Below are 23899 nucleotides of genomic sequence, written 5' to 3' on the forward strand. Positions count from 1 at the left end.
TATGGAACCGACAGTGTCACTCAAATCGTCCTAGTTAAATTCAATGCCGTAATGATCGAGAATATATTGAGGCATGAAGTATCGTGCTGTTTTTTTAGGGTCAACGACCTGATTAATTTGAGCATGGCCGGCAAGACTCATCAGCATGGTGAATTCTTCCATGCTCAAATCAGTTTTCGGCTGAAGCAGCTCAGCCATTTTATGAACTGAAGTATCGACAGCCGCATCGAGACTTTCATCGGAAACATTCAGGTAAATACCTTCATCATTAATAATTACCGGATGTTCAGTCGGTAAATTCTTTGCTTTTTCAAATGTTACATTAACATTCGCGCTGACTTCAAGCCCTGATACACTGACTTCGCCGTCAGCCATCGCAGCATGTACATCACCGAGACCAAACAGCGCACCGTCATGGTAGACAGGCAGGTACAGAGTGATGCCTTCTGTTATTTTCAGGCAATCCATATTGCCGCCATGGGTACCAGGAGTTCCGTTATTCACTGCTTCATCAGGCGGAGCTACACCGATCATCTTATTAACTGGAAGCGGCAAGCCGTTAAAATCGGCTGTATTATTCTCAGTATTAACATCGTAAACACGGACGAGGGTTTCTTCCAGAGTATCTCCCATCACGCCCATACCGGGGCCGGTCACCATAACTCCGGTATCGGAAATATCAATACTGTTAATTGTTACCTTTAAAACATCTCCAGCTTTAATGCCATCTACATAAACCGGTCCTGTTGCAGGATTAATTCTTTCCTAGTCAAGGCCGCCGAAAGAACCTTCTTCGGAAGTGATTTGCCCTGTAAAGCAGTCGTGTGTTTCAATGTCGACAGTATCTCCTAGCTCAACTGTTAACTTCGGCTCGTTCTCTTTGCTCATTGCATAAAAAAGATTATCTTTTGCAAGTTTATGGTTTGCCATTAAAATTCCTCCTTAATAATACATTCTTCTCTCATTATAGATTAAATCAGATTAAAGACCAAAAAGAGGTGTTGAGATAAAAAAACACCGAAATCCCAACGAATCGGGACTTCGATGCTTAAGTCATATTATTTTATTTATCGTCGTTAACTCTCATAATAATCGGAAGAATCATTGGACGCCGCTTCGTTTTATTATAAAGGAAACCGCTTAATTCTTCAATAATCAGCTGTTTAACATTATACCACTCAACATTTTCTTTTGAATCGAGCAGCGTTTTGACTTCATCGCGGATTTTCTTCTCTGCACTGCGGATCAGACCATATGATTCTCTCATATAAACGAAACCACGGGAGATAATATCCGGTCCGCTTAAGAGTTCGCCTGTTTCAAAGTCAATTGTCAGTACGACAATTGCCAATCCCTCTTCTGATAACGATTTACGGTCGCGGAGAACAATGTTGCCGATATCTCCAATGCCGTTGCCGTCAACGAATACTGTTCCGGCAGTAACGCGGTGTGAGAAACGCGCACTGTCTTTCGTCAGGGCAAGAACGTCGCCGATTTCAAAAACAAAAATATTCTCTTCTTTAACACCAGTTGAAATTGCCAGTTTCTTATGCAGGTCGAGCATACGGTATTCACCGTGAATCGGCATAAAATACTTAGGCTGCATCAGGCGGAGCATTAATTTCTGTTCTTCCTGCGAACCATGTCCTGATGTGTGAATATTGGACAGTTTACCGTGAATAACATCAGCGCCTGCTTTATAAAGCGCGTTGATTGTTTTGTTAACGCTTAAAGTGTTGCCCGGAATCGGCGATGAACTGAAAACTACAGTGTCATCAGGGATGATGCTGATTTGTCTGTGTGTACCGTTGGCAATACGCGAAAGTGCTGCCATCGGCTCTCCCTGTGAACCTGTACATAAAATCATCACTTTATGTTTTTCTATTTTGTTAATCATTTTAGGTTCTATAAATGTCTCAGGAGGAGCTGTAATATAGCCGAGCTCCTGGCCGATTTTAATGTTGTTTTCCATGCTGCGGCCGAAAATACAAATTTTGCGGTCGAATTTCACCGCAGCTTCAATTGCCTGCTGCACGCGGTAAATATTCGATGCAAAAGTAGCGAATATAATACGGCCTGTACATTTACGGAATATATCTTCAACATTCTGGCCGACTGATTTTTCACTGATAGTGAAGTTTGGAACCGTAGCGTTTGTTGAGTCTGACAGAAGGGCGAGCACGCCTTCTTCACCGAGTTTCGCCATTTTGGCAAGGTTTGCCGGTTCGCCGACAGGAGTGAAGTCAAATTTGAAATCACCTGTATGAACAATATTGCCTTCCGGTGTCCGTACGATTACGCCGTAAGCTTCCGGGATAGAGTGAGTAGTTAAGTAAAACTCAACATCCATATGCTTAAATTTCAAAACGCTGTCCTCATCGATAGGAATTAATTCAGTCTGGCTGAGAAGATGGTGTTCCTCAAGTTTGTTGCGAATTAACCCTAAGGCAAGCGGACCTGAGTAGATAGGTACTGAAATTTGTCTTAATAAGAAAGGAATACCGCCGATGTGATCTTCGTGGCCGTGTGTCACAATAAGTGCACTGATTTTATCTTCGTTTTCTTTTAAGTAAGTGTAATCAGGTATTACATAATCAACGCCAAGTTCATCATCTGTTGGAAACTTGACCCCCGCATCGATAATAATAATTTCATCTTTATATTCAATACAGTATGTGTTTTTCCCGATTTCTCCCAGTCCCCCAAGAGCAAATACACCTACTTCATTTGATTCAAGCGTCATTACGCGATAGTCTCTACTTTAAAATCTTCATTATTGTTTTGTTCATATTCCAGATGCGCGGGACTAAGTGCCTGGATGAATTCGATGTTGTTCTGGTTCGTTTTCAAATAGTTGCGAACCTCTTCTTCTGTTTCTGCCTCGACATAGCGAATCTGTGTGTCTTCTCTAATGATACGCGTGTCTATATCTTCTTGGAAAAATACTTTAAATACTGCCATAATTTATGACTCCTTTGTTAGTTATTTATCATTATTAAAATAAATGTTAAAAATAAAAATATGTGCCTAAATTTTTTAAGCACATTATTTAGGGCGCTATTTACCCTTCATATATTCATTGCGCAATAAACCTTTTCTGCCCAGGATGCTTTTCAACTTTTTCTTAAGTTTCTCACGTAACCTTCTCAGCATACTATCACACCCTTATATACTTATTCTCATTTTACAATATAGACCCGGTACTTGCAAAGACTTTATAATAGTAACAAGGGAGGGAAAACTGTGAAGATAGAAAGGATTATGTCGACAGTTAAAAATGAACAGATGTGAAGGGATAAAATATTTACCGGCATCGAGTTTAATGTCCGGGGGAATCAGATCGTTATGAACTTTGTATATGCTGACTACAGCAGCCAGACGGAGACGGATACTGATGTGTACATGCCTCACGGAGAAGATCCGGTTTTTATTAACGAAGAAGAAATGAATATGCTGATTCAGAAACTGCGCGAAAAAAAGATTCAATATAATATCAGAAAAGATGAATTTATTTAAACTTAAAAAGACGGGGGCTGTATTTAACACAGCCCCCGTCTTTTATATTGGTCCTATTCGAGCGGTTCGGCATTGCCGGTCGGCTCAAAAGGCGCCTTCTTATCAATATGGTCGTAAAACATTACGCCGTCCAGATGATCGAGCTCGTGCTGCAGGACAACTGCTAAAAAACCTTTTGCCTTAATATCGATTTTCTCTCCATCGATTGTTACAGCACTGACGCGGATGCGTTTTTTACGTTGCACGATGCCTTCTATTTCTTCATCGACACTCAGGCAGCCTTCGCCGGCCGGTAGATAAGTTTCATTAACCGAGTGACTGATTACTTTAGGATTGATCAGCATGTAGTCGTATTCCGGATTGCCTTCTTCATCTGCAACATATATAGCAAGCATGCGCTTATCGAGACCAATTTGAGGTGCGGCAAGTCCGACACCCGCCCGGAGGGAATATTTTTCACTCACTTCAGGATTCTGTGAGTTAATCAGATACTCTCTCATACTTTTTAATTCTGCTATTGTCTGTGCATCGATTTCTGCCACTTCGCTTACTTTTTTACGCAGCATCGGATGACCGTCGCGCACAATATTTTCCATAGTCAGCATGATAAAACCTCCTTCGTTTCAAACACTCGGTTTATTATACAATATATTTGCGTTAAAATGGTATTGTAAATACTGATAAAAAATTAATTTAACATGGGGGTACATATCGAAGTGAAGAAATTTATTGTATTACTGGGCGGAGCAGTCTTGTTTTTATCTGCCTGCAGCAATGCGGAATCCGAACTGAATGATTTTTACGATGCGTTTACCGGCAGTCTGACTGAAGAAAAAGGACTGAGCGAACTGAACGAACAGTATAATGAACTGGAAGGTTCAAAAGCATCGATGCAGGAAGAATTGAACAATGCTGATATTAAAGAGATTAACAGCATCAGCGAAGAGCTTCAGACTAATACTGCAGAGCGACTTGAATTGCTGGAGGAAGAACGCGGACTGATTGCGGATTCAGATGGGGCATTTGAAGAGGCTCGTGAAGCAGCGGAAGATATTTCGAATGAAGAATATAAAAAAGAAGCAGATTCTCTTGTAACAGCGATGAATGCGCGGTTTGACGCACATAAAACGATGACTGATACATATACAGAAGCCCTGCAGGCAGAAGATGAGCTGTTCGAATATTTAGGAAATGAAGATATTGCACAGGATGAGGTGGATGAACACTTAAACAAAATCGCCGAATACAGCGAACCGATTAACGAAGCATCTGAACGTTTTGCCTCTGAAACAGAAAAAATAAATCAGTTAAAAGGCGAAATAGAACAAATTCTTGAAAATAACTAAAAATTCAAGGTGTTACTAGAACAGATTTAACTGTATCATTAATGAAAACGCTGACATATCAACTCTGTACTAATCTGTTACACCTCTATTTTATTTACTGTTAGAACAGTAGTGTGATAAAATGAAATTAATTACAAACAAATCTAGAAGGGATTGTGAACATACATGGCAGCAAATAAGAAATTGAATCCAGTTGATGTTCTTTCAGAAATAGAAGCAAAATTTGAAATGCTTCAGATTTTGAATGAAAAAGGCGAAATCGTCAATAAAGACATGGATCCGAAATTATCCGATGATGAACTCGTTGAGTTAATGACGAGAATGGTTTGGACTAGAGTTTTAGATGAGCGTTCTACGGCATTAAACCGTCAGGGGCGTCTAGGTTTCTATGCTCCGACAGCCGGTCAGGAAGCATCGCAGATTGCAAGTCACTACGCATTATCTGAAGGGGATTATGTACTCCCGGGCTACCGTGACGTACCTCAGTTAATCTGGCATGGTCTGCCGCTGACTAAAGCATTCTTATTCTCACGCGGTCATTATAAAGGGAATCAGTTCCCGGAAGGTGTTAATGCACTCAGCCCGCAGATTATCATCGGCGCGCAGTATGTGCAGAACGCAGGTGTAGCACTCGGTCTTAAAAAACGCGGCAAAGAAAATGTAGCAATTACCTATACAGGTGACGGCGGAACTTCCCAAGGGGATTTCTATGAAGGAATCAACTTCGCAGGAGCTTACAATGCACCGGCAATCTTCGTTATTCAAAACAATAATTACGCAATTTCAACACCGAGAGAGTTGCAGAGTAAAGCTGCAACACTGGCTCAAAAAGCTGTAGCAGCAGGTATCCCGGGTGTTCTTGTTGACGGCATGGACCCGCTCGCAGTTTATCAGGCGACAAAAGAAGCACGCGACCGTGCAGTTGCAGGAGAAGGACCTACGCTGATTGAAGCACTGTGCTACCGTTTTGGACCGCACACGATGGCGGGGGACGATCCGACACGCTACAGAACTTCAGACGAAGACAGCGACTGGGAGAAGAAAGACCCGATTGTACGTTTCCGTACTTATTTAGAAGGTAAGAAATTATGGTCTAAAGAAAAAGAAGATGAAGTAATTGAACAGGCTAAAGAAGATGTGAAAGCGGCAATAAAAGAGGCAGATGCAACAGAAAAACAATCTGTAACTGAGCTGATGGATCTCATGTACGATGTGAAGCCGTCTAACTTAGAAGAACAGTATGAGTACTATAAAGGGAAGGAGTCTAAATAATTATGGCACAAATGACGATGATTCAAGCTATTACTAATGCTATGGCTACAGAACTAAAAAATGATGAGAATGTTCTCGTTTTCGGTGAGGACATCGGTGTCAACGGCGGGGTTTTCCGTGCAACAGAAGGTTTGCAGGAAGAATTCGGCGTAGACCGTGTATTCGATACGCCGCTTGCAGAGAGCGGTCTGGTGTCATTAGGTTTAGGCTTAACTTTAGAAGACTACCGTCCGGTAATTGAAATTCAGTTTTTTGGCTTTCTCTTCGAAGCAATGGATGGAATTGCGGGACAGATAGCTCGCCACAGAGTGCGTTCCGGAGCGAGCAAGCAAACACCAATCGTTATCCGCGCGCCATTCGGCGGCGGTGTTAACACACCGGAACTTCACGCAGACTCTCTGGAGGGCTTAATGGCTCAGACTCCAGGTTTACGCGTAGTAATTCCGTCAAACCCGATAGATGCTAAAGGACTGTTAATTTCAGCGATTCGTTCAAATGATCCTGTTATTTTCCTTGAGCACATGAAATTATACCGTTCTTTCCGTGAAGATGTACCTGAAGAGGACTACGAAGTGGAAATCGGCAAAGCAAGCATTAAACAGGAAGGTACAGATATTACTCTAATCGCCTACGGCGCTATGGTACAGGAAGCGATGAAAGCTGCCGAAGAACTGGCCAAAGAAGACGTAAGTGCAGAAGTTATCGACCTTCGTACTGTTTCACCTGTAGATTACGACACTTTAATCGATTCTGTTAAGAAAACTAACAGAGCAGTAGTTATCCAGGAAGCGCAGCGTCAGGCCGGTGTTGCAGCAAACGTAGTTTCTGAATTATCGGAGCGTGCGATCCTTCATCTTGAAGCACCGATTAAACGCGTGACTGCACCGGATACAGTTTATCCGTTCACGCAGGCTGAAAGTGTCTGGCTGCCGAACAAAGATGATATCATTGAACGTGCAAAAGAAGTGCTGGATTTCTAGAGTCTAATAATAGGAGGAATAATTATGGCATTTGAATTTAAACTCCCGGACATCGGTGAAGGAATTCACGAAGGGGAAATTGCTAAATGGCTGATTGCCGAAGGCGATAAGATTAATGAAGATGATGTATTGGTTGAAATTCAAAACGATAAAGCAGTCGTAGAAATTCCATCACCTGTAGATGGGACTGTGTCTAAAATTCATGTCGAAGAAGGCGAAGTTACTACAGTCGGGACGACAATTGTAACAATCGACGACGGCAGTGAAGATTCAGCTTCATCAGACAAAGATGAAGAGAAATCTGAAGAAAAACCTGAAGAAAAAGCTGAAAAAACTTCAGAAAAACCTGCGGATGATGCAGCTAAACCGGCTGATGAAGAACAGGTTTCTGAAGAATCTCCGAACAAAGAAGAAAAACAGCCGGATAAAGATAAATCAGACAGCGATAAAATAGTTATTGCGATGCCTTCTGTCCGTAAATTTGCACGTGAAAATGATGTCGATATTAAAGAAGTGACAGGAACTGGTAAAAATGGCCGTATTCTAAAAGAGGACATCGAAAACTTCGGAACTGAAACAGAACAGGCTGAAGAATCCAAAGAAGAAACTTCTGCTGCAAGTGAAGGAACGCAAAAATCTCCTCTTAAACAGCAGACAGGCGAACTGGAAACTCGCGAGAAGATGAGCGGCATGAGAAAAGCGATTGCGAAAGCAATGGTTAACTCTAAGCACACATCACCTCACGTTACACACATCGATGAAGTTGAAGTCGATGCCTTGTGGGCTCACCGCAAGAAGTTCAAAGAAATCGCAGCTGAGCAGGGTGTTAAATTAACCTTCCTTCCTTATGTTGTTAAAGCGCTTGTATCAGCACTTAAGAAATACCCTGAATTAAACACTTCAATTGATAATGAAACATTTGAAGTCATTCAGAAACATTATTATAATGTAGGTATTGCAGCAGATACTGAAAAAGGTTTAGTAGTGCCTGTTGTAAAAGATGCTGACAAACTTTCAATGTTCGAAATTTCTGATGAAATTAACGAACTGGCTACAAAAGCACGTGACGGCAAACTTTCATCTGATGAGATGAAAGGCGGTTCTGTAACAATTTCCAATCTGGGATCTGCAGGCGGCAAGTGGTTTACACCGGTTATCAATCAGCCTGAAGTTGCTATTTTAGGAATTGGCCGTATTGAAGAACAGCCTGTCGTAAGAGACGGAGAGATTGTCGCGGCACGTGTTCTCGCACTATCACTAAGTTACGACCATAGACAAATCGATGGCGCAACAGCTCAAAATGCTTTAAATCACATTAAGCGTCTGCTTAATAATCCGGATTTATTATTAATGGAGGGATAGTAAAATGGTAGTTGGAGATTTTCCTATTGAAACAGATACAATTGTAATTGGTGCAGGTCCCGGCGGTTATGTCGCTGCAATCCGTGCAGCGCAGCTTGGACAGAAGGTAACTCTGATAGAAAAAGGAAATGTCGGCGGTGTATGTTTAAATGTAGGATGTATTCCGTCAAAAGCAATGATTTCATCAGCGCACCGTTACCAGGAAGCTCAAAATTCCGAAGATATGGGTGTTATTACAGAAGGTGTTAAATTAGACTTCTCTAAAGTTCAGGAGTTTAAAGAAAGCGTAGTAAACAAACTTGTCGGCGGTGTTGACATGCTCTTAAAAGGCAACAAAGTCGATGTCGTTAAAGGCGAAGCTTACTTTGCAGAGGGCAACAAATTAAAAGTGATGGATGATAAGCAGTCTCAGACTTATGAGTTCAAAAACGCAATCATCGCAACAGGATCACGCCCAATCGAAATTCCAGGATTTAAATTCGGCGGCCGTATTTTAGATTCTACAGGTGCCTTGGCACTTGAAGAAGCGCCAAAAAAACTTATCGTAATCGGCGGCGGCTATATCGGAACTGAACTTGGTTCAGCTTATGCCAACTTCGGTACTGAAGTGACGATTCTTGAAGGAACACCTGATATATTAGGCGGTTTTGAAAAACAGATGACTCAGCTGGTTAAGAAAAATCTTAAATCTAAAAATGCGACGATTGTTACTAAAGCGATGGCTAAATCTGCCGAAGAGACAGAAAATGGCGTTAAAGTAACTTACGAAGCAAAAGACGAAACTCATGAAATTGAAGCGGACTACGTACTGGTTACTGTTGGCCGCAGACCAAATACTGATGAGCTTGGACTTGAAGAATTAGGAATTAAAATGACTGACCGCGGTTTAATCGAAGTTGATAAACAGTCGCGCTCAAGCATTTCTAATATCTATGCTATCGGTGATATCGTTGACGGTCTTCCATTAGCTCACAAAGCAAGCTACGAAGGTAAAGTGGCAGCAGAAGCAATCGCCGGCGAAAAATCAGAAGTTGATTATATCGCTATGCCTGCAGTTTGCTTCACTGAGCCTGAACTTGCTACAGTAGGCTACAATGAGTCACAAGCCAAGGATAAAAATATCGAAGTTGTTACCGGCAAATTCCCGTTCCAGGCGAATGGCCGCGCACTCGGACTTAACAAGACAGACGGTTTTGTTAAAGTCGTCGCACGTAAAGAAGATGGGCTGGTTATCGGTGCTCAGGTTGCAGGTAACGGTGCTTCAGATATTATTTCTGAACTTGGACTTGCAGTTGAAACAGGTATGACACTTGAGGATATTGCTCTAACAATTCATGCGCATCCGACATTAGGTGAAATTCCGATGGAAGCGGCAGAAGTTGCTTTAGGACGTCCGATTCACTCAATGTAATTTTATAAACTTTAAAGGTCAGGGTAAAACACTCTGACCTTTATTTGATTTGGAGGCTGAAATTAATGAATAATGAATACTCATATCCGCTTGATTATGACTGGAGCACCGAGGAAGTGCTCTATGTCATGTCTTTTTATCAGGCAGTTGAAGTCGGTTATGAAGAAGGCGTGCTGGCTGGTAAATTTGAAGAAGCTTATAAGGACTTTAAGGAAATAGTACCGTCAAAATCCGAGGAGAAAAAATTTTTCAAAGAATATGAAAAAGTCAGCGGCAAAGTACCTTATCTTCTTATTAAACAGCTTAAAGATGCAGAACCGTCCGATATCATTAAGCCGTAAAATGACTTGAAGTTCTCTGCAGTTAATAAATTTAATGCTCTGGAGGTTTTATTAACAATTTAAAGTATCGCTTGATTAAGTTATGCTGACGGTGGGTATTAACTACTAAAGACAAATTAGGAGGCTTATTATGGCAAAGGAATACACTCAAACTGTAAAACCTGTCAGCCGCATTGCTGAAAGAATATTCGGCTGGCTGGGCTGGCTTATACTGCTGGCATTTACTGCAGGAATCTTGTTTTTCTCATTAGTTACTATGAATGACCCGAATCAAATTGACCAGATTACCAGCCAGATGGAATCTCAGGTGCAGGGTATGAATACTCAGGGAGTTGATCCGCAGGCTGTTATCGATATGACGATTTCTGCGCTGAGCAGTTCTTGGATGGTAGCACTTTATCTTGCATTGCCATTAATCATTGCGATACTTGGTCTGTTAAATATGCGCCGTAGAATTTTAGCAGGTATTTTACTGCTGCTTGCTGCGATTCTTGCAGCTCCATTAGTATTTACTTTAATCTCATCGCTGTTCTTCGTCATCGCAGCAATTCTGCTGTTTGCACGTAAAGATTTAGTTGTGAAAAACGAGGATCCTAGAGATGCATACCCGCGTGAAGAACGTAACGGTTACAATAACCGCAAGGAAGATCTTCCTGGAGAAGAAAATAGAGCAAATCAGCACCGCGTTCAGACTCCGCCTGATGAAGATGTTAAAATTCACCAGAACAGAGACACGGAGTACGGTTATAATCAGGAAAGCAAGGTGCGCGGGGAAGATATTGAGAGTACGCGAAAATTCAGCCGTATTGAAGAAGATGATTCTCCTTTAGTCGATAATAATATCGATTCAAAAAATATCGACCAGCCGGTTACAGACCGCGAATATAATCGGCAAAGCGGGATAGATACTGAAGAGTTAAACGAAATTGACCGCGAAGATCCCGCGCGTACAAGAAGAGATAATGTCGATCGCAGAAACCGCAAATAAGACCCGCTTTAAATCCGGAAGAGGCTTTTACTCTTCCGGATTTTTAATTTGGAGAAATTTACACAAAATTATTATACGTTTTTGTAAACGATAACAAGACAGTAAAGTCAATGATACGAAGGTTTTGAAGACAGCTTTAATAATCTGAATTTAATAAATAATCAAATATTAATATTCTAAAAGATGAATATTTCTGTTATGATACCCTTTATACTATAAAAAAGTAAATACAGGGGGTCATATATGTGAATGCATTGATCAGATTCAGTACATTTATAGGAAACACATTTGCTGTCTGGGTTATTATATTTGCCGTTCTGGCATTTGCTGTACCAGATGGATTTACATGGATTGCACCATACATAAATCTGCTCCTCGGAATAATTATGTTCGGCATGGGGCTGACTTTAAAACTCGGCGACTTCAAACAGGTCTTAATTGCACCGAAAGAAGTCATTACACTGGCAGTTGCTCAGTATACCATTATGCCGCTGATTGCAGTAGGACTTGTTTACTTGTTTCAGCTGCCTCCGGAAATTGCGATCGGCGTTATTCTTGTCGGCTGTTCACCCGGCGGAACTTCAAGTAACGTTATGACTTTCCTCGCAAAAGGAAATATGGCTTTATCAGTTACTGCAACTTCGGTAACGACTCTCCTTGCACCGATTGTGACTCCAGCATTAACACTGCTGCTTGCAAGTGCCTGGCTGCCGGTATCATTCTCGGCAATGTTCCTTTCGATCATCCAGATTGTACTGGTGCCGATTGCACTCGGAATTATCGTTCAATACCTGCTTGGCACAAAAGTCGATAAGGCTGTCGGGATATTGCCGCTGATTTCCGTTATCGGGATTATCGGTGTACTTACGGCAGTTGTCGCAAATAACGTTGAAAATATTATTGCGTCGGGTCTGTTAATTTTCGGGGTAGTAATACTCCATAACCTTCTGGGTTACCTCGTCGGTTTCCTGCTGGGTAAAGTATTGCGGTTTGATCTCAGAGATACAAAAACAATGTCGATTGAGGTCGGCATGCAAAATTCAGGTCTTGCTGCAACACTTGCTGCGACACATTTTTCACCGATTGCAGCGGTGCCGGGAGCACTGTTTAGTGTCTGGCATAATATTTCAGGTTCGCTAGTTGCAAACTGGCTGAGCAAACTGGATAACAGAAAAAATAAACTGCAAGAAGATAAGGCAGCTAATGAGCAGCCTGCAGAAGTAAAACATTCAGAAGTTTAAAAGATAAAAAGGCGGGAGTAATTATGACAGAGAAAAAAGATATAAGAATTCGTTCACATGTATATGATGATATCGGATTAAAAGCACCAAACAGAGCAATGCTGAGAGCGGTCGGTTTTACCGATGAAAGTTTCAAAAAACCTCAAATTGGCGTCGTGAGCAACTGGGCAGAGACGACACCGTGTAATGTTCACTTAAACGATCTTGCCCAGTTTGCTAAAGAAGGGGTGTCAGAAGCGGGCGGTGTGCCTGTTCAGTTTAATACGATTACTGTCGCAGACGGTATCGCAATGGGAACACCGGGCATGCGTTTTTCCTTGCCGTCACGGGACATTATTGCAGATTCCATAGAAACGATGGTTCAAGGTCAGAACTTCGATTCATTCGTAGCTATCGGCGGGTGCGATAAAAATATGCCCGGCTGTGCCATTGCTATAGCGAATACTAATATTCCTGCAGTTTTTGTATACGGCGGAACGATTGCACCCGGCCGTCATAATGGCCAGGATATCGACCTTGTTTCTGTATTCGAAGGTGTCGGTAAGTGGAACAATGGAGATATCGACGACGCAGAACTTAAGAGAGTAGAATGTGCAGGCTGTCCGGGGCCGGGTGCCTGCGGCGGTATGTATACGGCAAACACGATGGCCGCTGCCATAGAAGCTATGGGGCTCAGCCTGCCAGGCTCTGCATCAAATCCTGCAGTGACAAAAGAAAAGGAACAGGATGTTTATGAAGCCGGTAAAGCTGTACTCAACCTGCTCGAAAAAGAAATTTATCCGAGAGACATTTTAACGAGAGAAGCTTTTGAAAATGCAATTACTGTCGTACTTGCACTCGGCGGTTCGACTAATGCGATTTTACACCTGCTTGCAATCGCTCATGCAGCTGAAGTTGAGCTGACGATTGAAGACTTTAATGATTTCCAGGAAAAAGTACCGCATTTGGCTGATTTGAAGCCTTCCGGTAAATATGTATTCCAGGATCTGTTTAAGGTCGGCGGAGTGCAGGGTGTAATGAAATATCTTTATGAAAAAGGATATATTCACGGAGACTGCCTGACTGTAACAGGAAAAACGATTGCTGAAAACCTGGCAGAAGTTGAACACTTAACACCGGGACAGGATGTCATTTTACCTCTTGAAAATCCGAAGCGTGCTGACGGACCTTTAATCGTTCTTAAAGGAAACCTGGCACCGGAAGGCGCTGTAGCAAAAGTGTCAGGTGTTAAAGTCCGCCGCCACGTCGGCGAAGCTAAAGTGTTCGATACAGAGCAGGAAGCTATTGAAGCTGTTATGACGAATGATATTGTTAAAGGTGATGTTGTCATCGTACGCTACGTTGGTCCTAAAGGCGGGCCGGGTATGCCGGAAATGCTGTCGCTATCAAGTTTAATCGTCGGGAAAGGACTCGGCGAAGATGTCGCACTCTTAACGGACGGCCGTTTCAGCGGAGGCACCCATGGTCTTGTCGTCGGACATATTGCTCCGGAAGCACAGGACGGAGGAAATGTTGCTTTAATTCAGACAGGAGATATTGTAACGATTGATCAGGATACAAAAGAACTGTCGTTTAACGTTTCAGATGAAGTCCTTGAAGAACGCCGCAAAGATTTAGTACTGCCGCCGCTCCACAGTAAAGGTGTGCTCGGAAAATACGCGCATATCGTATCTTCTTCATCAAAAGGTGCGATTACAGACTTCTTTAACCGGGACGACCTGCCGGGGAGAAACTGATAATTAAATAAAATAAAGTGAAATCCGTACGTCAAACTTCTTCGGAAAGCTGACGTGCGGATTTTTGTATTTTTAGCGTTATCTGTATCTAAGACATAATCATGTAATAAGTAAATAAAAATATTGATTTTCAGGAAAGTGGACACGTCGGCATTGTAAACGATTACATTATCAGAAATATTAGATAATTTAAAATAATTAGCTTTTTGCTGTTGCTTTTGCTTTATATACGGGGTATTATACATTCATTAAGAAAATTAAATAATCAAACAATTCAAATATTTAAACTTAAAGCGTTGAAGGGAACTTCGTTACTGTATAACATTTTCAGAGACTGAGTGATTGGTGAGAACTCAGAATGCAGCAGTAAAGAATCTCATCCCTGAGTGCCCGGCTGAAAAGAAGTAGGCAGGGACGGGTTAAAACTCGTTATTCATTTTAACTGGTTATGCCAGTTGCAGAGGTGTGCACCTGAAGGTGTACGCGAATTTGGGTGGTACCGTGGAAAGCTCTTTTCTCCCCATTGATCATTAGAAAAATAATCAATGGGGAGAAAAGAGCTTTTTTATTTTAAGTTTATGCTATAAGGAGGAAAAATTATGAAGGTTGAAGTTGAACACTCACAGGAAGTTATTGCGAATATAAAAACAGGTGCTGACTTATTAGTAGAAGCATTAGCGGAACATGAAGTTGATACTGTCTTCGGTTATCCGGGCGGTGCAGTACTTCCCATTTACGATGCGCTCTACCGTCATGAGAGTTCATTCAAACACATTCTTTGTAGACATGAACAAGGTCTGATCCATGCAGCGGAAGGATATGCCAGAGTAAGCAGCAAGCCGGGAGTCGTAATTGCAACAAGCGGACCGGGTGCAACGAATTTAATTACAGGTATCACTGACGCAATGATGGATTCACTGCCGATAGTTGCATTTACGGGTCAGGTATCGACGAAAGTTATCGGAACAGACGCTTTCCAGGAAGCGGATATCATCGGTTTAACGACTCCGATTACAAAGCATAACTATCAGGTAACAGATGTTAAAGATTTAAAGCGTATTGTTAAAGAAGCTTTCCATATTGCTTCTACAGGACGACCGGGACCAGTTGTAGTGGATATTCCAAAGAATATCTCAGAAGCAGCTGTGGAAGAAGCGGCAGACGATGCGCTCCGTCTGCCGGGCTATCAGCCGACAACAAAACCGAATCCGCTGCAGATCAGCCGTCTGCTTGAAGCTTTGCAAAAGTCGGAACGTCCGGTTGTTTTAACAGGAGCCGGTGTTCAGTTTGCGAAAGCGTCAGAAGAACTGCGGGCCTTTATTAAAAAGTATAATCTGCCTGTAGTATCAACCCTGCTTGGTCTTGGAACATTTAATGCAGACGATGAAAATTTCCTCGGCATGGCTGGAATGCATGGAACGTATGCGGCGAACATGGCAATTCACGATGCTGACTTACTGATTAACATTGGTGCCCGTTTTGATGACAGACTGACTGGCAAAATTGCTGACTTTTCACCGCGTGCAAGAGTAGCTCATATCGACATCGACCCGGCTGAGATTGGTAAAAACGTCGAAACTCAAATACCGGTAGTTGCCGATGCGAAAGAAGCGCTTGAACTGTTAAATGCAGGCCAGTGCGAGATGAAACCAATCGACAGCTGGAGACATAAAACCCAGACAGACAAAGAACAGAATCCGCTCTGGTATGAACACAGTGATGAATTGATTTCACCGCAGTGGTTTATCGAACAGGTATATAAAGCGACCGGCGGCAAAGCGATAGTGACGACAGACGTCGGCCAGCATCAGATGTGGAGCGCTCAGTTCTACAAATTTAACCAGCCGAATCACTTCGTCACATCCGGCGGACTCGGTACTATGGGCTTTGGACTTCCTGCAGCAATCGGTGCTCAGCTGGCTTTCCCTGATAAAACAGTTGTTGCTGTTGTCGGTGACGGCGGCTTCCAAATGACAATGCAGGAGCTGGCCACGCTGAAACAATACAACCTGCCGGTAAAAGTAGTAATCGTCAATAATGAAGCACTCGGCATGGTAAGACAGTGGCAGGAGAAATTCTACGACGAACGCTATTCAGAATCGCTGATGCATACTAATCCCGACTTTGTAAAACTCGGTGAAAGTTTCGGCGTGAAGTCATACAGATATACACAGGAAGAGGAAGTATCAGGAGAACTTAAAGAGGCCCTTCAGTCGAATGAACCGGTATTGATCGATGCAAGAGTGGTCAAACTTGATCTGGTTTATCCTATGGTGCCGGCAGGTAAAGGAAATCACGAAATGATAGGGGTGAGACCATGCAGCGAGTAATTACATTGACAGTGCAAAACTCAAGCGGGGTGCTGAACAGAGTAACTGGAATGCTTGCCAAACGCGGTTTTAATATCGAAAGCATTACAGTTGGTGCATCGGAAACGCTGGGCATATCGAAAATGACAATCGTTGTCGATATTGCGAACGATAAAAGTTCGGAACAGCTGACTAAACAGCTGCATAAACAAATCGATATATTGAAAGTCGATGATATAACCGATTCTAAAATCGTCTCGAGAGAGCTTGCTCTAATAAAAGTCGGAGCAAACAATACATCGAGAGGCGAAATCCAGAGTATTATCGAACCGTTCAGAGCGCGTGTGCTGGACGTTTCAAGAAACTCACTCATTATAGAAGTAACAGGCAAGCCGGATAAGGTGGATGCGCTAATTGAACTGTTAACACCATACGGACTGAAGGATTTATCCCGCACGGGTGTTACAGCCTTCCGGCGCGGACAGCAAAAAGGTATCCAGGAACTGAAATCATTCAGTGTTTAAAAAAATATAATATATAAAGGGAGAAATTAAATTATGGCTAAAGTTTATTACGATAAAGATATCAACACAGGAAGTTTACAAGGAAAAACAGTAGCTATCGTGGGCTACGGATCACAGGGGCATGCACATGCACAAAACTTAAGAGACTCAGGCTATAGCGTAATCGTCGGTCTCCGCGAAGGTAAATCGTTCGATAAAGCGAAAGAAGACGGCTTTGATGTGAGAACTGTCGGAGAAGCAGTTAAAGATGCTGACGTAACGATGGTCCTCTTGCCCGATGAAGGCCAGCCAAAAGTCTACGAGGCAGAAATTAAAGATAACTTAAAAGAAAACAGTGCTTTAGCTTTCGCGCACGGCTTCAATGTTCACTTTAATCAGATTGTACCGCCGGAAAACGTTGACGTATTTTTAGTAGCTCCTAAAGGGCCTGGACACTTAGTACGCCGTACTTATCAGGAAGAAGCGGGTGTACCTGCTTTATTTGGAGTATTCCAGGACGTATCAGGCAACGCGTCGGATGTTGCAAAAGCTTATGCACAGGGAATTGGAGCTGCACGTGCGGGAGTACTTGAGACTTCGTTCCAGGAAGAAACAGAAACAGACTTATTCGGGGAACAGGCGGTACTGTGCGGCGGATTGACTTCATTAGTTAAAGCAGGTTTTGAAACTTTAACAGACGCGGGTTACCAGCCGGAAGTTGCATACTTTGAATGTCTTCACGAATTAAAACTTATCGTGGACTTAATGTACGAAGGCGGTATGGAAAACATGCGCTACTCAATTTCCGATACAGCTCAGTGGGGAGACTTTGTCAGCGGACCGCGTGTTATTAATGAAGAAACGAAAGCACGTATGGGAGAAGTGCTGACAGAGATCCAAAACGGCCAGTTCGCCAAAGGATGGATCTTAGAAAACCAGGCGGGACGCCCGCAGTACAATGCGATCAATAACAGCGAATATAAACATCCAATTACGGCAGTCGGTCAGGAACTGAGAGACTTAATGCCGTTTGTTCAAAACCCGATTAGATAAATAATACTGAAGAGAGGAAGGTCAATATGACTGATATAACCGATATTAAAATTTTTGATACTACGCTGAGAGACGGTGAGCAGTCACCGGGTGTTAATTTAAATAAGCAGGAAAAACTGGAGATTGCAAAGCAGCTCGAACGACTCGGTGTTGACGTTATAGAAGCGGGCTTTCCCGCCTCTTCAGAAGGCGACTTCCAGGCAGTGAAGCTGATTGCAGATACGATTAAAAACTCAACTGTAACTGCACTGGCTAGAACGAAAAAACACGATATTGACCGTGCGTACGAAGCTTTAAAAAATACACCGAACCCAAGAATTCATATATTTCTTGCCACGAGCCCGATTCACAGAGAATTCAAACTGAAGATGGATAAACAGAAAGTCATCGATACATCTGTAGAGATGGTCACCTACTCGAAGAGTATGTTCAATGAAGTAGAATGGTCAGCAGAAGATGCATCACGTACAGAACTGCCTTTCCTTGCTGAAATTATTGAAGCGGTGATCGATGCTGGAGCAGCAATTATCAATCTGCCTGATACGGTTGGCTATACGACACCGAAAGAATACGGTGAAATGTTTAAATATGTATCTGAAAATGTTCCGAATATAGATAAAGCTATTCTCTCGACGCATTGTCACAATGATCTTGGCATGGCAGTGGCAAACTCGGTAGCAGGTATTGAAAATGGAGCGACACAAATAGAATGTTCCATTAACGGTATCGGTGAACGCGCCGGCAACGCAGCGCTCGAAGAAATCGCAGTGGCACTGCACATCCGTGGAGACTTTTATCCATATACAACAAACTTAAATTTACAGGAGATTAAACGCTCAAGTGATATTGTTGCAAAACTGACCGGTATGACGGTTCAGCCGAACAAAGCAATTATCGGACGGAATGCTTATGCACATGAAGCAGGAATTCATCAGGACGGTATGCTGAAAAACTCGGAAACTTATGAAATTATTTCACCGGCCCTGGTCGGGGTTTCCGCCGATACAGCAAATACGCTGTTCCTCGGCAAACATTCAGGACGCCATGCATTTAAAGATAAAGTGAAATCATTTAAGGTCGAGCTGACAGAAGAGGAATTGTCTGCAGCATTTAGCAGCTTTAAGGAACTGACGGATCATAAAAAAGAAGTGACTGATGATGATATCTATTCGATTATTATGGAAATCAAGACAGATGCATCTAATATTGAGAGATATGTTCTCAATAATTTCGAAGTGAATTATGAGCAGGACGGGCTGACGAAAGCACATATCGATGTTGTCACACCGGCCGGAGAGCATGTATCACACGAAGTTACTGGTTCCGGCAGTGTTGAAGCACTGTATAAGGCAATCCAGGAAATTATCAGAGAAAAAACTAACTTACTCGACTACCAGCTCAGCTCAGTAGGCGGCGGGAAAGACGCACTGGCAGAATCCCGGGTGCAGATTAAAATTAATGATCAGCAGTTTTCAGGGCGCGGCACAGCTCAGGACGTACTCGCAGCATCGGCAAATGCATATATTAATGCAGTCAACCGCTATTTGATGAGTGAACAGGCGGCAGCACCTGCAGAAAGTGTAAATGCATAAAGGAGATAATCGGCAATGAAAAAACATATAATCACCTTGGCCGGCGATGGTATCGGTCCGGAAATAATGAATTCGGCGCAAGCACTGCTGAAAGCTGCAGGAGAAAAATATAAGCACGAGTTTACGACAGAAGCTAAAGATATCGGGGGCATTGCGATTGATACCCATAATAATCCGCTGCCTGATGAAACGATAGAAGCATGTGAAGCGGCTGATGCAATTCTGCTCGGTGCTGTCGGCGGTCCAAAATGGGCTGACAGCGTCATACGTCCGGAGCAGGGACTGTTAAAAATCCGCAAACATTTCAACTTATTTGCGAACCTGCGTCCGGTAACAATATTTGATTCACTTGAAGCATCATCACCGCTGAAACAGGAAATTGTTCACGGCAGCGATTTGATGATTGTCAGAGAACTGACGGGCGGACTGTATTTCGGGGAACCAAGTGAACGCCGGGACGGCGGACAAAGTGTAATAGATTCATTGACTTATACGCATGATGAAATTGAACGTATCGTTCGCACTGCATTTGATACAGCGATGACAAGAAGAAAGCATTTAACATCGGTTGATAAAGCAAACGTGCTTGAATCCAGCCGGATGTGGCGTGAAATTGTCAATACAGTCGGAAAAGAATATCCGGAAGTTACAGTTGAGCACGAACTTGTCGATGCTGCAGCGATGAAGCTGATTACAAATCCATCTTACTTTGATGTCATCGTAACTGAGAACTTATTTGGAGATATTTTAAGTGATGAAGCCTCTGTAATAACAGGATCTCTTGGTGTTCTGCCTTCAGCGAGTTTAAGTGAAAACGGACTCGGCCTGTTCGAACCGATTCACGGTTCAGCACCCGATATTGCGGGAGAAAATAAAGCTAATCCAATCGGTATGATGTTATCTGTCGGTATGATGTTTAAGTATTCATTTGGTCTGCACGAAGAATCAGCAGCGATAGAAAGAGCTGTGAATACAGTACTGAAACAAGGCTTCAAAACTCCAGATTTGAAAATTGATGGAGCTGAAACGATATCTACGACGGAAATGACGGAAAAAATTATTAGTAATCTATAAAAAAGTTAAAGGAGAAGATTAACATGGCTCAGAAAAAAACTATAATCGAAAAAATCTGGGAACGGCATATCGTTCATGAAGAAGAAGGCAAACCGGATTTACTCTATATCGATCAGCACTTAATCCATGAAGTGACTTCGCCTCAAGCTTTTGAAGGATTACGCTTAAATAATCGAAAAGTCCGCCGTCCGGATTTAACGTTTGCCACGATGGATCACAACGTTCCGACGAAAAACAGGGAAGATGCTCAGGATGCGATTGCTCAGAAACAAATGGATGCGTTAAAGAAAAACTGTGAAGAATTTGGTATTAAACTTGCCGATATGTATCACCCTGATCAGGGTATTGTCCACATCATCGGGCCGCAGCTGGGCTTGACCCAGCCGGGCAAGACAATTGTCTGCGGTGATTCTCATACATCGACTCACGGCGCATTTGGAGCACTTGCTTTTGGTATCGGTACGAGTGAAGTGGAACACGTATTTGCAACTCAGACTTTAACGCAGTCAAAACCGAAAACGATGAACGTCAAAGTTAACGGAAACTTAAGTGTCGGAGTGACTGCTAAGGATTTAATTTTAGCTATTATAGCGAAATTCGGTGTTGATTTCGGGACAGGACATGTCGTTGAGTACACTGGACAGGCGATTCGTGACTTAACGATGGAAGGCCGCATGACCGTATGCAATATGTCAATTGAAGGCGGAGCGCGCGCCGGTCTGATTTCACCGGATGAAACGACAGTTGAATTCCTTCGCGGGCGCCGTTACGTGCCGAGAGATGAAGAAGAATATAAGAAACTTGCCGAAGAGTGGCTGAGCCTGAGTACTGATGAAGGTGCTGAATACGATGCAACGCTTGAAATTAATGCTTCGGAGATAGAACCTCAAGTATCCTGGGGAACAAATCCAAGCATGGTTGTGCCAATCAGTGCAGCGACACCGGTAGTTTCCGAATCGAAAGATGAAGACTCGACGAAACGCGCACTTGAATACATGGGTCTTGAAGAGGGCATGCCGATTACAGATATTGAAATTGATCATGTATTTATTGGTTCATGCACTAACTCCCGTGTTCTGGACTTGCAGCGTGCTGCAGATATTATAGAAGGCAACCGTGTTAAGGATGGCGTTAAAGCTATCGTTGTACCGGGTTCATTCCTTGTCAAACAGGAAGCGGAAGCGCTTGGCATCGATAAAGTTTTCATCGATGCAGGTTTCGAATGGCGCAACGCAGGATGCAGTGCCTGTCTTGGCATGAATGAAGATACAGTACCGCCTGGCGGACGTTGTGCATCAACATCAAACCGCAACTTTGAAGGCCGTCAGGGTAATGGGGCAAGAACGCATCTTGTCAGCCCTGAAATGGCAGCGGCAGCGGCAATTAACGGCCGCTTTGTCGATGTCAGAAAATATCAGAGCAGAGTAACTGCATAGGAGGGTAATTATGGAGGCAATTTCAAAGCATGAAGGTAAAGTATATCCGCTGAACCGCTCGAATGTTGACACGGACCAGATTATCCCCAAACAGTTTCTGAAACGGATTGAACGTACAGGTTTTGGGCAATTTGTCTTTTATAACTGGCGTTTTAATGACGACGGTACGAAGCGTGAAGATTTTGATATGGACGATGCAAAATTCGATGGTGCTTCAGTGCTGGTCGCCGGTGACAACTTCGGCTGCGGCTCATCACGGGAACATGCGCCGTGGGCTCTTTTAGACTATGGTTATAAAGTTATTATTGCTCCGGGCTTTGCGGATATATTCTACTCAAATGCATTTAAAAACGGCATTATTTTAATTAAAATGCCGGAAACGCAAGTAGCTGAATGGCAGGAACAGGCAAGAAATGGAGATTTTAATATCTCGGTTAATTTAGAAAAACAGGAAATTACAGACAGCAGCGGCAAGACATTGAAGTTTGAAATTCCTGCCTATCATAAAGAGAAATTAATTAACGGCTGGGATGACATTGCATTAACTTTATTAAATGAAGAAAAAATAACAGCTTTTGAGGAGCGTGGTTCTTTGGGAATTCGTTAAATAGTGATTTAGTCAGAGATGCTATGGAATATTTGAGGGGAAATGTGCACAAAACACCAGTGATAACATCACAGACAACAAATGAAAAAACCGGCAAAAATGTTTATATGAAATTGGAAAATCATCAGAAAACCGGAGCGTTTAAATATCGGGGTGCATCATATAAACTGTCGAAATTAACTCCGGCACAGCTTGAAGCAGGAGTAGTGACTGCATCTGCAGGCAACCATGCCCAGGGCGTAGCCCTTGCTGCGAAAAAATTAAATGCTGCTGCGACTATCTTTATGCCGGTAGGTACTCCTTCAGCGAAAGTCGAAGCAACAAAAGGATATGGTGCATCAGTTAAACTTGTCGGAGCGAGTTTCCAGGAAGCATTTACAGCTTCTCTGGAACATAAAAAGCTGACAGGTGCAACGTATGTCCATCCTTTTGATGATTACGATATTATGGCAGGCCAGGGTTCAATTGGAATAGAAATGCTGGAAGAGATACCTGAGCTCGATACGCTAATTGTACCAATAGGCGGAGGCGGTTTGATAAGCGGCATTGCAGTAGCGGCAAAGATGATTAAACCATCCATTAAAATAATCGGTGTGCAGGCGGCAAACGCACCATCGATGTTTAAATCATATTACACAAAAGACGATCATGTAGTGCTTAACAGCTGCAGCACAATTGCAGAAGGCATTGCAGTCAAACAGCCCGGTGAATTAACACAGCAGGCCGTCCGGCAGTATGTTGATGAAATATACTGCGTATCGGAAAGTCAGATTGCTTATGCAATGGTCTACCTGCTTGAACGTACAAAATCACTAGTAGAAGGTGCCGGCGCTACAGCACTCGCAGCACTCTTAGCATTTAATGACAAAATTGACTCCGAGCACACAGGGGTTATCGTTAGCGGAGGCAACCTGGATCTCAGCAAAATGGGAGAAATACAGGCACTTGCCCTGCAGGCAAATCATAAAACAATAACGAGAGAACAATTAACTGTGCTGTAAACTAACAACCCGTCGGTCATTTTCCTTTGTGGATTTTGATATGCTCCCCCTAAAGTAGACACTTAAAAAAGTAAACTACTTTAGGGGGAGTTTTCTCTTGAAATCAAACATAAGGTATTCAACGAATGAAC

General features: G+C 42.8%; 23 protein-coding genes and 1 other annotated feature. Of the genes, 18 read left to right on the forward strand and 5 right to left on the reverse strand.

Features of this window, described 5'->3' with window-relative positions:
- Positions 1-30: 30 nt before the first annotated feature.
- The 4 genes from DFR63_RS11510 to DFR63_RS11520 all read right to left on the reverse strand — a co-directional run bounded on the left by DFR63_RS11510 (position 31) and on the right by DFR63_RS11520 (position 2961).
- The gene (locus tag DFR63_RS11510) at positions 31-660 is read right to left on the reverse strand and encodes an acetamidase/formamidase family protein (RefSeq protein ID WP_245954187.1); all 630 of its coding nucleotides are present in this window, start codon (positions 658-660) and stop codon (positions 31-33) included.
- Between the two features lie 105 nt (positions 661-765).
- The gene (locus DFR63_RS11955) at positions 766-930 is read right to left on the reverse strand and encodes a hypothetical protein (protein ID WP_245954188.1); all 165 of its coding nucleotides are present in this window, start codon (positions 928-930) and stop codon (positions 766-768) included.
- A gap of 133 nt (positions 931-1063) precedes the next feature.
- Positions 1064-2743 (reverse strand): ribonuclease J1, encoded by a 1680-nt coding sequence (gene rnjA, locus DFR63_RS11515; RefSeq protein ID WP_115886093.1) that lies wholly within the window; start codon positions 2741-2743, stop codon positions 1064-1066.
- Positions 2743-2961 (reverse strand): DNA-dependent RNA polymerase subunit epsilon, encoded by a 219-nt coding sequence (locus DFR63_RS11520; protein ID WP_115886094.1) that lies wholly within the window; start codon positions 2959-2961, stop codon positions 2743-2745. The genes rnjA and DFR63_RS11520 overlap by 1 nt, the downstream gene beginning before the upstream one ends.
- A 384-nt stretch (positions 2962-3345) precedes the next feature.
- On the opposite strand from DFR63_RS11520, the gene DFR63_RS11855 reads away from it, so the two are divergent.
- The gene (locus DFR63_RS11855) at positions 3346-3516 is read left to right on the forward strand and encodes a hypothetical protein (RefSeq protein ID WP_162842353.1); all 171 of its coding nucleotides are present in this window, start codon (positions 3346-3348) and stop codon (positions 3514-3516) included.
- Positions 3517-3569: 53 nt separating this feature from the next.
- Here DFR63_RS11855 and def read toward each other — a convergent pair whose 3' ends face one another.
- Positions 3570-4121 (reverse strand): peptide deformylase, encoded by a 552-nt coding sequence (def, locus tag DFR63_RS11525; RefSeq protein ID WP_115886095.1) that lies wholly within the window; start codon positions 4119-4121, stop codon positions 3570-3572.
- 111 nt (positions 4122-4232) lie between these two features.
- On the opposite strand from def, the gene DFR63_RS11530 reads away from it, so the two are divergent.
- The 17 genes from DFR63_RS11530 (at position 4233) to DFR63_RS11610 (ending at position 23768) form a co-directional block, all read left to right on the forward strand.
- The gene (locus DFR63_RS11530; protein WP_162842354.1) at positions 4233-4862 is read left to right on the forward strand and encodes a YkyA family protein; all 630 of its coding nucleotides are present in this window, start codon (positions 4233-4235) and stop codon (positions 4860-4862) included.
- Positions 4863-5027: 165 nt separating this feature from the next.
- Positions 5028-6134, forward strand: coding sequence for a pyruvate dehydrogenase (acetyl-transferring) E1 component subunit alpha (gene pdhA, locus DFR63_RS11535; protein WP_115886097.1), 1107 nt, complete (start codon positions 5028-5030; stop codon positions 6132-6134).
- 2 nt (positions 6135-6136) lie between these two features.
- Complete coding sequence (locus DFR63_RS11540; protein WP_115886098.1) at positions 6137-7114, forward strand: alpha-ketoacid dehydrogenase subunit beta; 978 nt, start codon at positions 6137-6139, stop codon at positions 7112-7114.
- 24 nt (positions 7115-7138) lie between these two features.
- Positions 7139-8476 (forward strand): dihydrolipoamide acetyltransferase family protein, encoded by a 1338-nt coding sequence (locus DFR63_RS11545; RefSeq protein ID WP_115886099.1) that lies wholly within the window; start codon positions 7139-7141, stop codon positions 8474-8476.
- A gap of 4 nt (positions 8477-8480) precedes the next feature.
- Positions 8481-9887 (forward strand): dihydrolipoyl dehydrogenase, encoded by a 1407-nt coding sequence (lpdA, locus tag DFR63_RS11550; RefSeq protein ID WP_115886100.1) that lies wholly within the window; start codon positions 8481-8483, stop codon positions 9885-9887.
- Between the two features lie 65 nt (positions 9888-9952).
- A complete protein-coding gene (locus tag DFR63_RS11555; RefSeq protein ID WP_115886101.1) occupies positions 9953-10228 on the forward strand; it encodes a UPF0223 family protein in 276 nt (91 codons plus the stop codon).
- A 130-nt stretch (positions 10229-10358) separates the two neighbouring features.
- Positions 10359-11216, forward strand: coding sequence for a DUF4064 domain-containing protein (locus DFR63_RS11560; RefSeq protein ID WP_115886102.1), 858 nt, complete (start codon positions 10359-10361; stop codon positions 11214-11216).
- Between the two features lie 245 nt (positions 11217-11461).
- A complete protein-coding gene (locus DFR63_RS11565) occupies positions 11462-12457 on the forward strand; it encodes a bile acid:sodium symporter family protein (protein WP_115886103.1) in 996 nt (331 codons plus the stop codon).
- 23 nt (positions 12458-12480) lie between these two features.
- Entirely contained in the window at positions 12481-14193 is a 1713-nt protein-coding gene (ilvD, locus tag DFR63_RS11570) for a dihydroxy-acid dehydratase (RefSeq protein WP_115886104.1), read from the forward strand.
- Positions 14194-14480: 287 nt separating this feature from the next.
- Positions 14481-14719, forward strand: a binding site (T-box leader).
- A 73-nt stretch (positions 14720-14792) separates the two neighbouring features.
- Positions 14793-16523 (forward strand): biosynthetic-type acetolactate synthase large subunit, encoded by a 1731-nt coding sequence (gene ilvB, locus DFR63_RS11575; protein ID WP_115886105.1) that lies wholly within the window; start codon positions 14793-14795, stop codon positions 16521-16523.
- Positions 16511-17026, forward strand: a complete 516-nt coding sequence (ilvN, locus tag DFR63_RS11580) for an acetolactate synthase small subunit (RefSeq protein ID WP_115886106.1) — start codon at positions 16511-16513, stop codon at positions 17024-17026. The genes ilvB and ilvN overlap by 13 nt, the downstream gene beginning before the upstream one ends.
- 33 nt (positions 17027-17059) lie before the next feature.
- Positions 17060-18058, forward strand: a complete 999-nt coding sequence (gene ilvC / locus DFR63_RS11585; protein WP_115886107.1) for a ketol-acid reductoisomerase — start codon at positions 17060-17062, stop codon at positions 18056-18058.
- Positions 18059-18093: 35 nt separating this feature from the next.
- Positions 18094-19650 carry a 2-isopropylmalate synthase gene (locus DFR63_RS11590; RefSeq protein WP_115886114.1) on the forward strand — a complete coding sequence of 519 codons (1557 nt, stop codon included), beginning with the start codon at positions 18094-18096 and terminating at the stop codon, positions 19648-19650.
- 15 nt (positions 19651-19665) lie between these two features.
- Positions 19666-20724: a 3-isopropylmalate dehydrogenase gene (leuB, locus tag DFR63_RS11595; protein ID WP_115886108.1), complete on the forward strand. Its 1059-nt coding sequence runs from the start codon at positions 19666-19668 to the stop codon at positions 20722-20724.
- 23 nt (positions 20725-20747) lie between these two features.
- Entirely contained in the window at positions 20748-22160 is a 1413-nt protein-coding gene (gene leuC / locus DFR63_RS11600) for a 3-isopropylmalate dehydratase large subunit (RefSeq protein ID WP_115886109.1), read from the forward strand.
- A gap of 10 nt (positions 22161-22170) precedes the next feature.
- Entirely contained in the window at positions 22171-22767 is a 597-nt protein-coding gene (gene leuD, locus DFR63_RS11605) for a 3-isopropylmalate dehydratase small subunit (RefSeq protein ID WP_115886110.1), read from the forward strand.
- A gap of 44 nt (positions 22768-22811) precedes the next feature.
- The gene (locus DFR63_RS11610; protein ID WP_245954189.1) at positions 22812-23768 is read left to right on the forward strand and encodes a threonine/serine dehydratase family protein; all 957 of its coding nucleotides are present in this window, start codon (positions 22812-22814) and stop codon (positions 23766-23768) included.
- Positions 23769-23899 lie beyond the last annotated feature (131 nt).

Source organism: Jeotgalicoccus halotolerans (assembly GCF_003387165.1).
GTDB lineage: Bacteria > Bacillota > Bacilli > Staphylococcales > Salinicoccaceae > Jeotgalicoccus > Jeotgalicoccus halotolerans.

What these genes read in the sequence shown, in the direction of transcription:
- ilvC (WP_115886107.1), top strand. Translation starts at nt 17,060, where the DNA reads ATGGCTAAAGTTTATTACGATAAAGATATCAACACAGGAAGTTTACAA.
- leuD (WP_115886110.1), top strand. Translation starts at nt 22,171, where the DNA reads ATGGAGGCAATTTCAAAGCATGAAGGTAAAGTATATCCGCTGAACCGC.
- DFR63_RS11545 (WP_115886099.1), top strand. Translation starts at nt 7,139, where the DNA reads ATGGCATTTGAATTTAAACTCCCGGACATCGGTGAAGGAATTCACGAA.
- def (WP_115886095.1), bottom strand. Translation starts at nt 4,121, where the DNA reads ATGCTGACTATGGAAAATATTGTGCGCGACGGTCATCCGATGCTGCGT.
- leuC (WP_115886109.1), top strand. Translation starts at nt 20,748, where the DNA reads ATGGCTCAGAAAAAAACTATAATCGAAAAAATCTGGGAACGGCATATC.
- lpdA (WP_115886100.1), top strand. Translation starts at nt 8,481, where the DNA reads ATGGTAGTTGGAGATTTTCCTATTGAAACAGATACAATTGTAATTGGT.
- rnjA (WP_115886093.1), bottom strand. Translation starts at nt 2,743, where the DNA reads ATGACGCTTGAATCAAATGAAGTAGGTGTATTTGCTCTTGGGGGACTG.
- leuB (WP_115886108.1), top strand. Translation starts at nt 19,666, where the DNA reads ATGAAAAAACATATAATCACCTTGGCCGGCGATGGTATCGGTCCGGAA.
- DFR63_RS11560 (WP_115886102.1), top strand. Translation starts at nt 10,359, where the DNA reads ATGGCAAAGGAATACACTCAAACTGTAAAACCTGTCAGCCGCATTGCT.
- DFR63_RS11510 (WP_245954187.1), bottom strand. Translation starts at nt 660, where the DNA reads ATGGTGACCGGCCCCGGTATGGGCGTGATGGGAGATACTCTGGAAGAA.
- DFR63_RS11540 (WP_115886098.1), top strand. Translation starts at nt 6,137, where the DNA reads ATGGCACAAATGACGATGATTCAAGCTATTACTAATGCTATGGCTACA.
- pdhA (WP_115886097.1), top strand. Translation starts at nt 5,028, where the DNA reads ATGGCAGCAAATAAGAAATTGAATCCAGTTGATGTTCTTTCAGAAATA.
- ilvN (WP_115886106.1), top strand. Translation starts at nt 16,511, where the DNA reads ATGCAGCGAGTAATTACATTGACAGTGCAAAACTCAAGCGGGGTGCTG.
- DFR63_RS11855 (WP_162842353.1), top strand. Translation starts at nt 3,346, where the DNA reads ATGAACTTTGTATATGCTGACTACAGCAGCCAGACGGAGACGGATACT.
- DFR63_RS11955 (WP_245954188.1), bottom strand. Translation starts at nt 930, where the DNA reads ATGGCAAACCATAAACTTGCAAAAGATAATCTTTTTTATGCAATGAGC.
- DFR63_RS11555 (WP_115886101.1), top strand. Translation starts at nt 9,953, where the DNA reads ATGAATAATGAATACTCATATCCGCTTGATTATGACTGGAGCACCGAG.
- ilvD (WP_115886104.1), top strand. Translation starts at nt 12,481, where the DNA reads ATGACAGAGAAAAAAGATATAAGAATTCGTTCACATGTATATGATGAT.
- DFR63_RS11520 (WP_115886094.1), bottom strand. Translation starts at nt 2,961, where the DNA reads ATGGCAGTATTTAAAGTATTTTTCCAAGAAGATATAGACACGCGTATC.
- ilvB (WP_115886105.1), top strand. Translation starts at nt 14,793, where the DNA reads ATGAAGGTTGAAGTTGAACACTCACAGGAAGTTATTGCGAATATAAAA.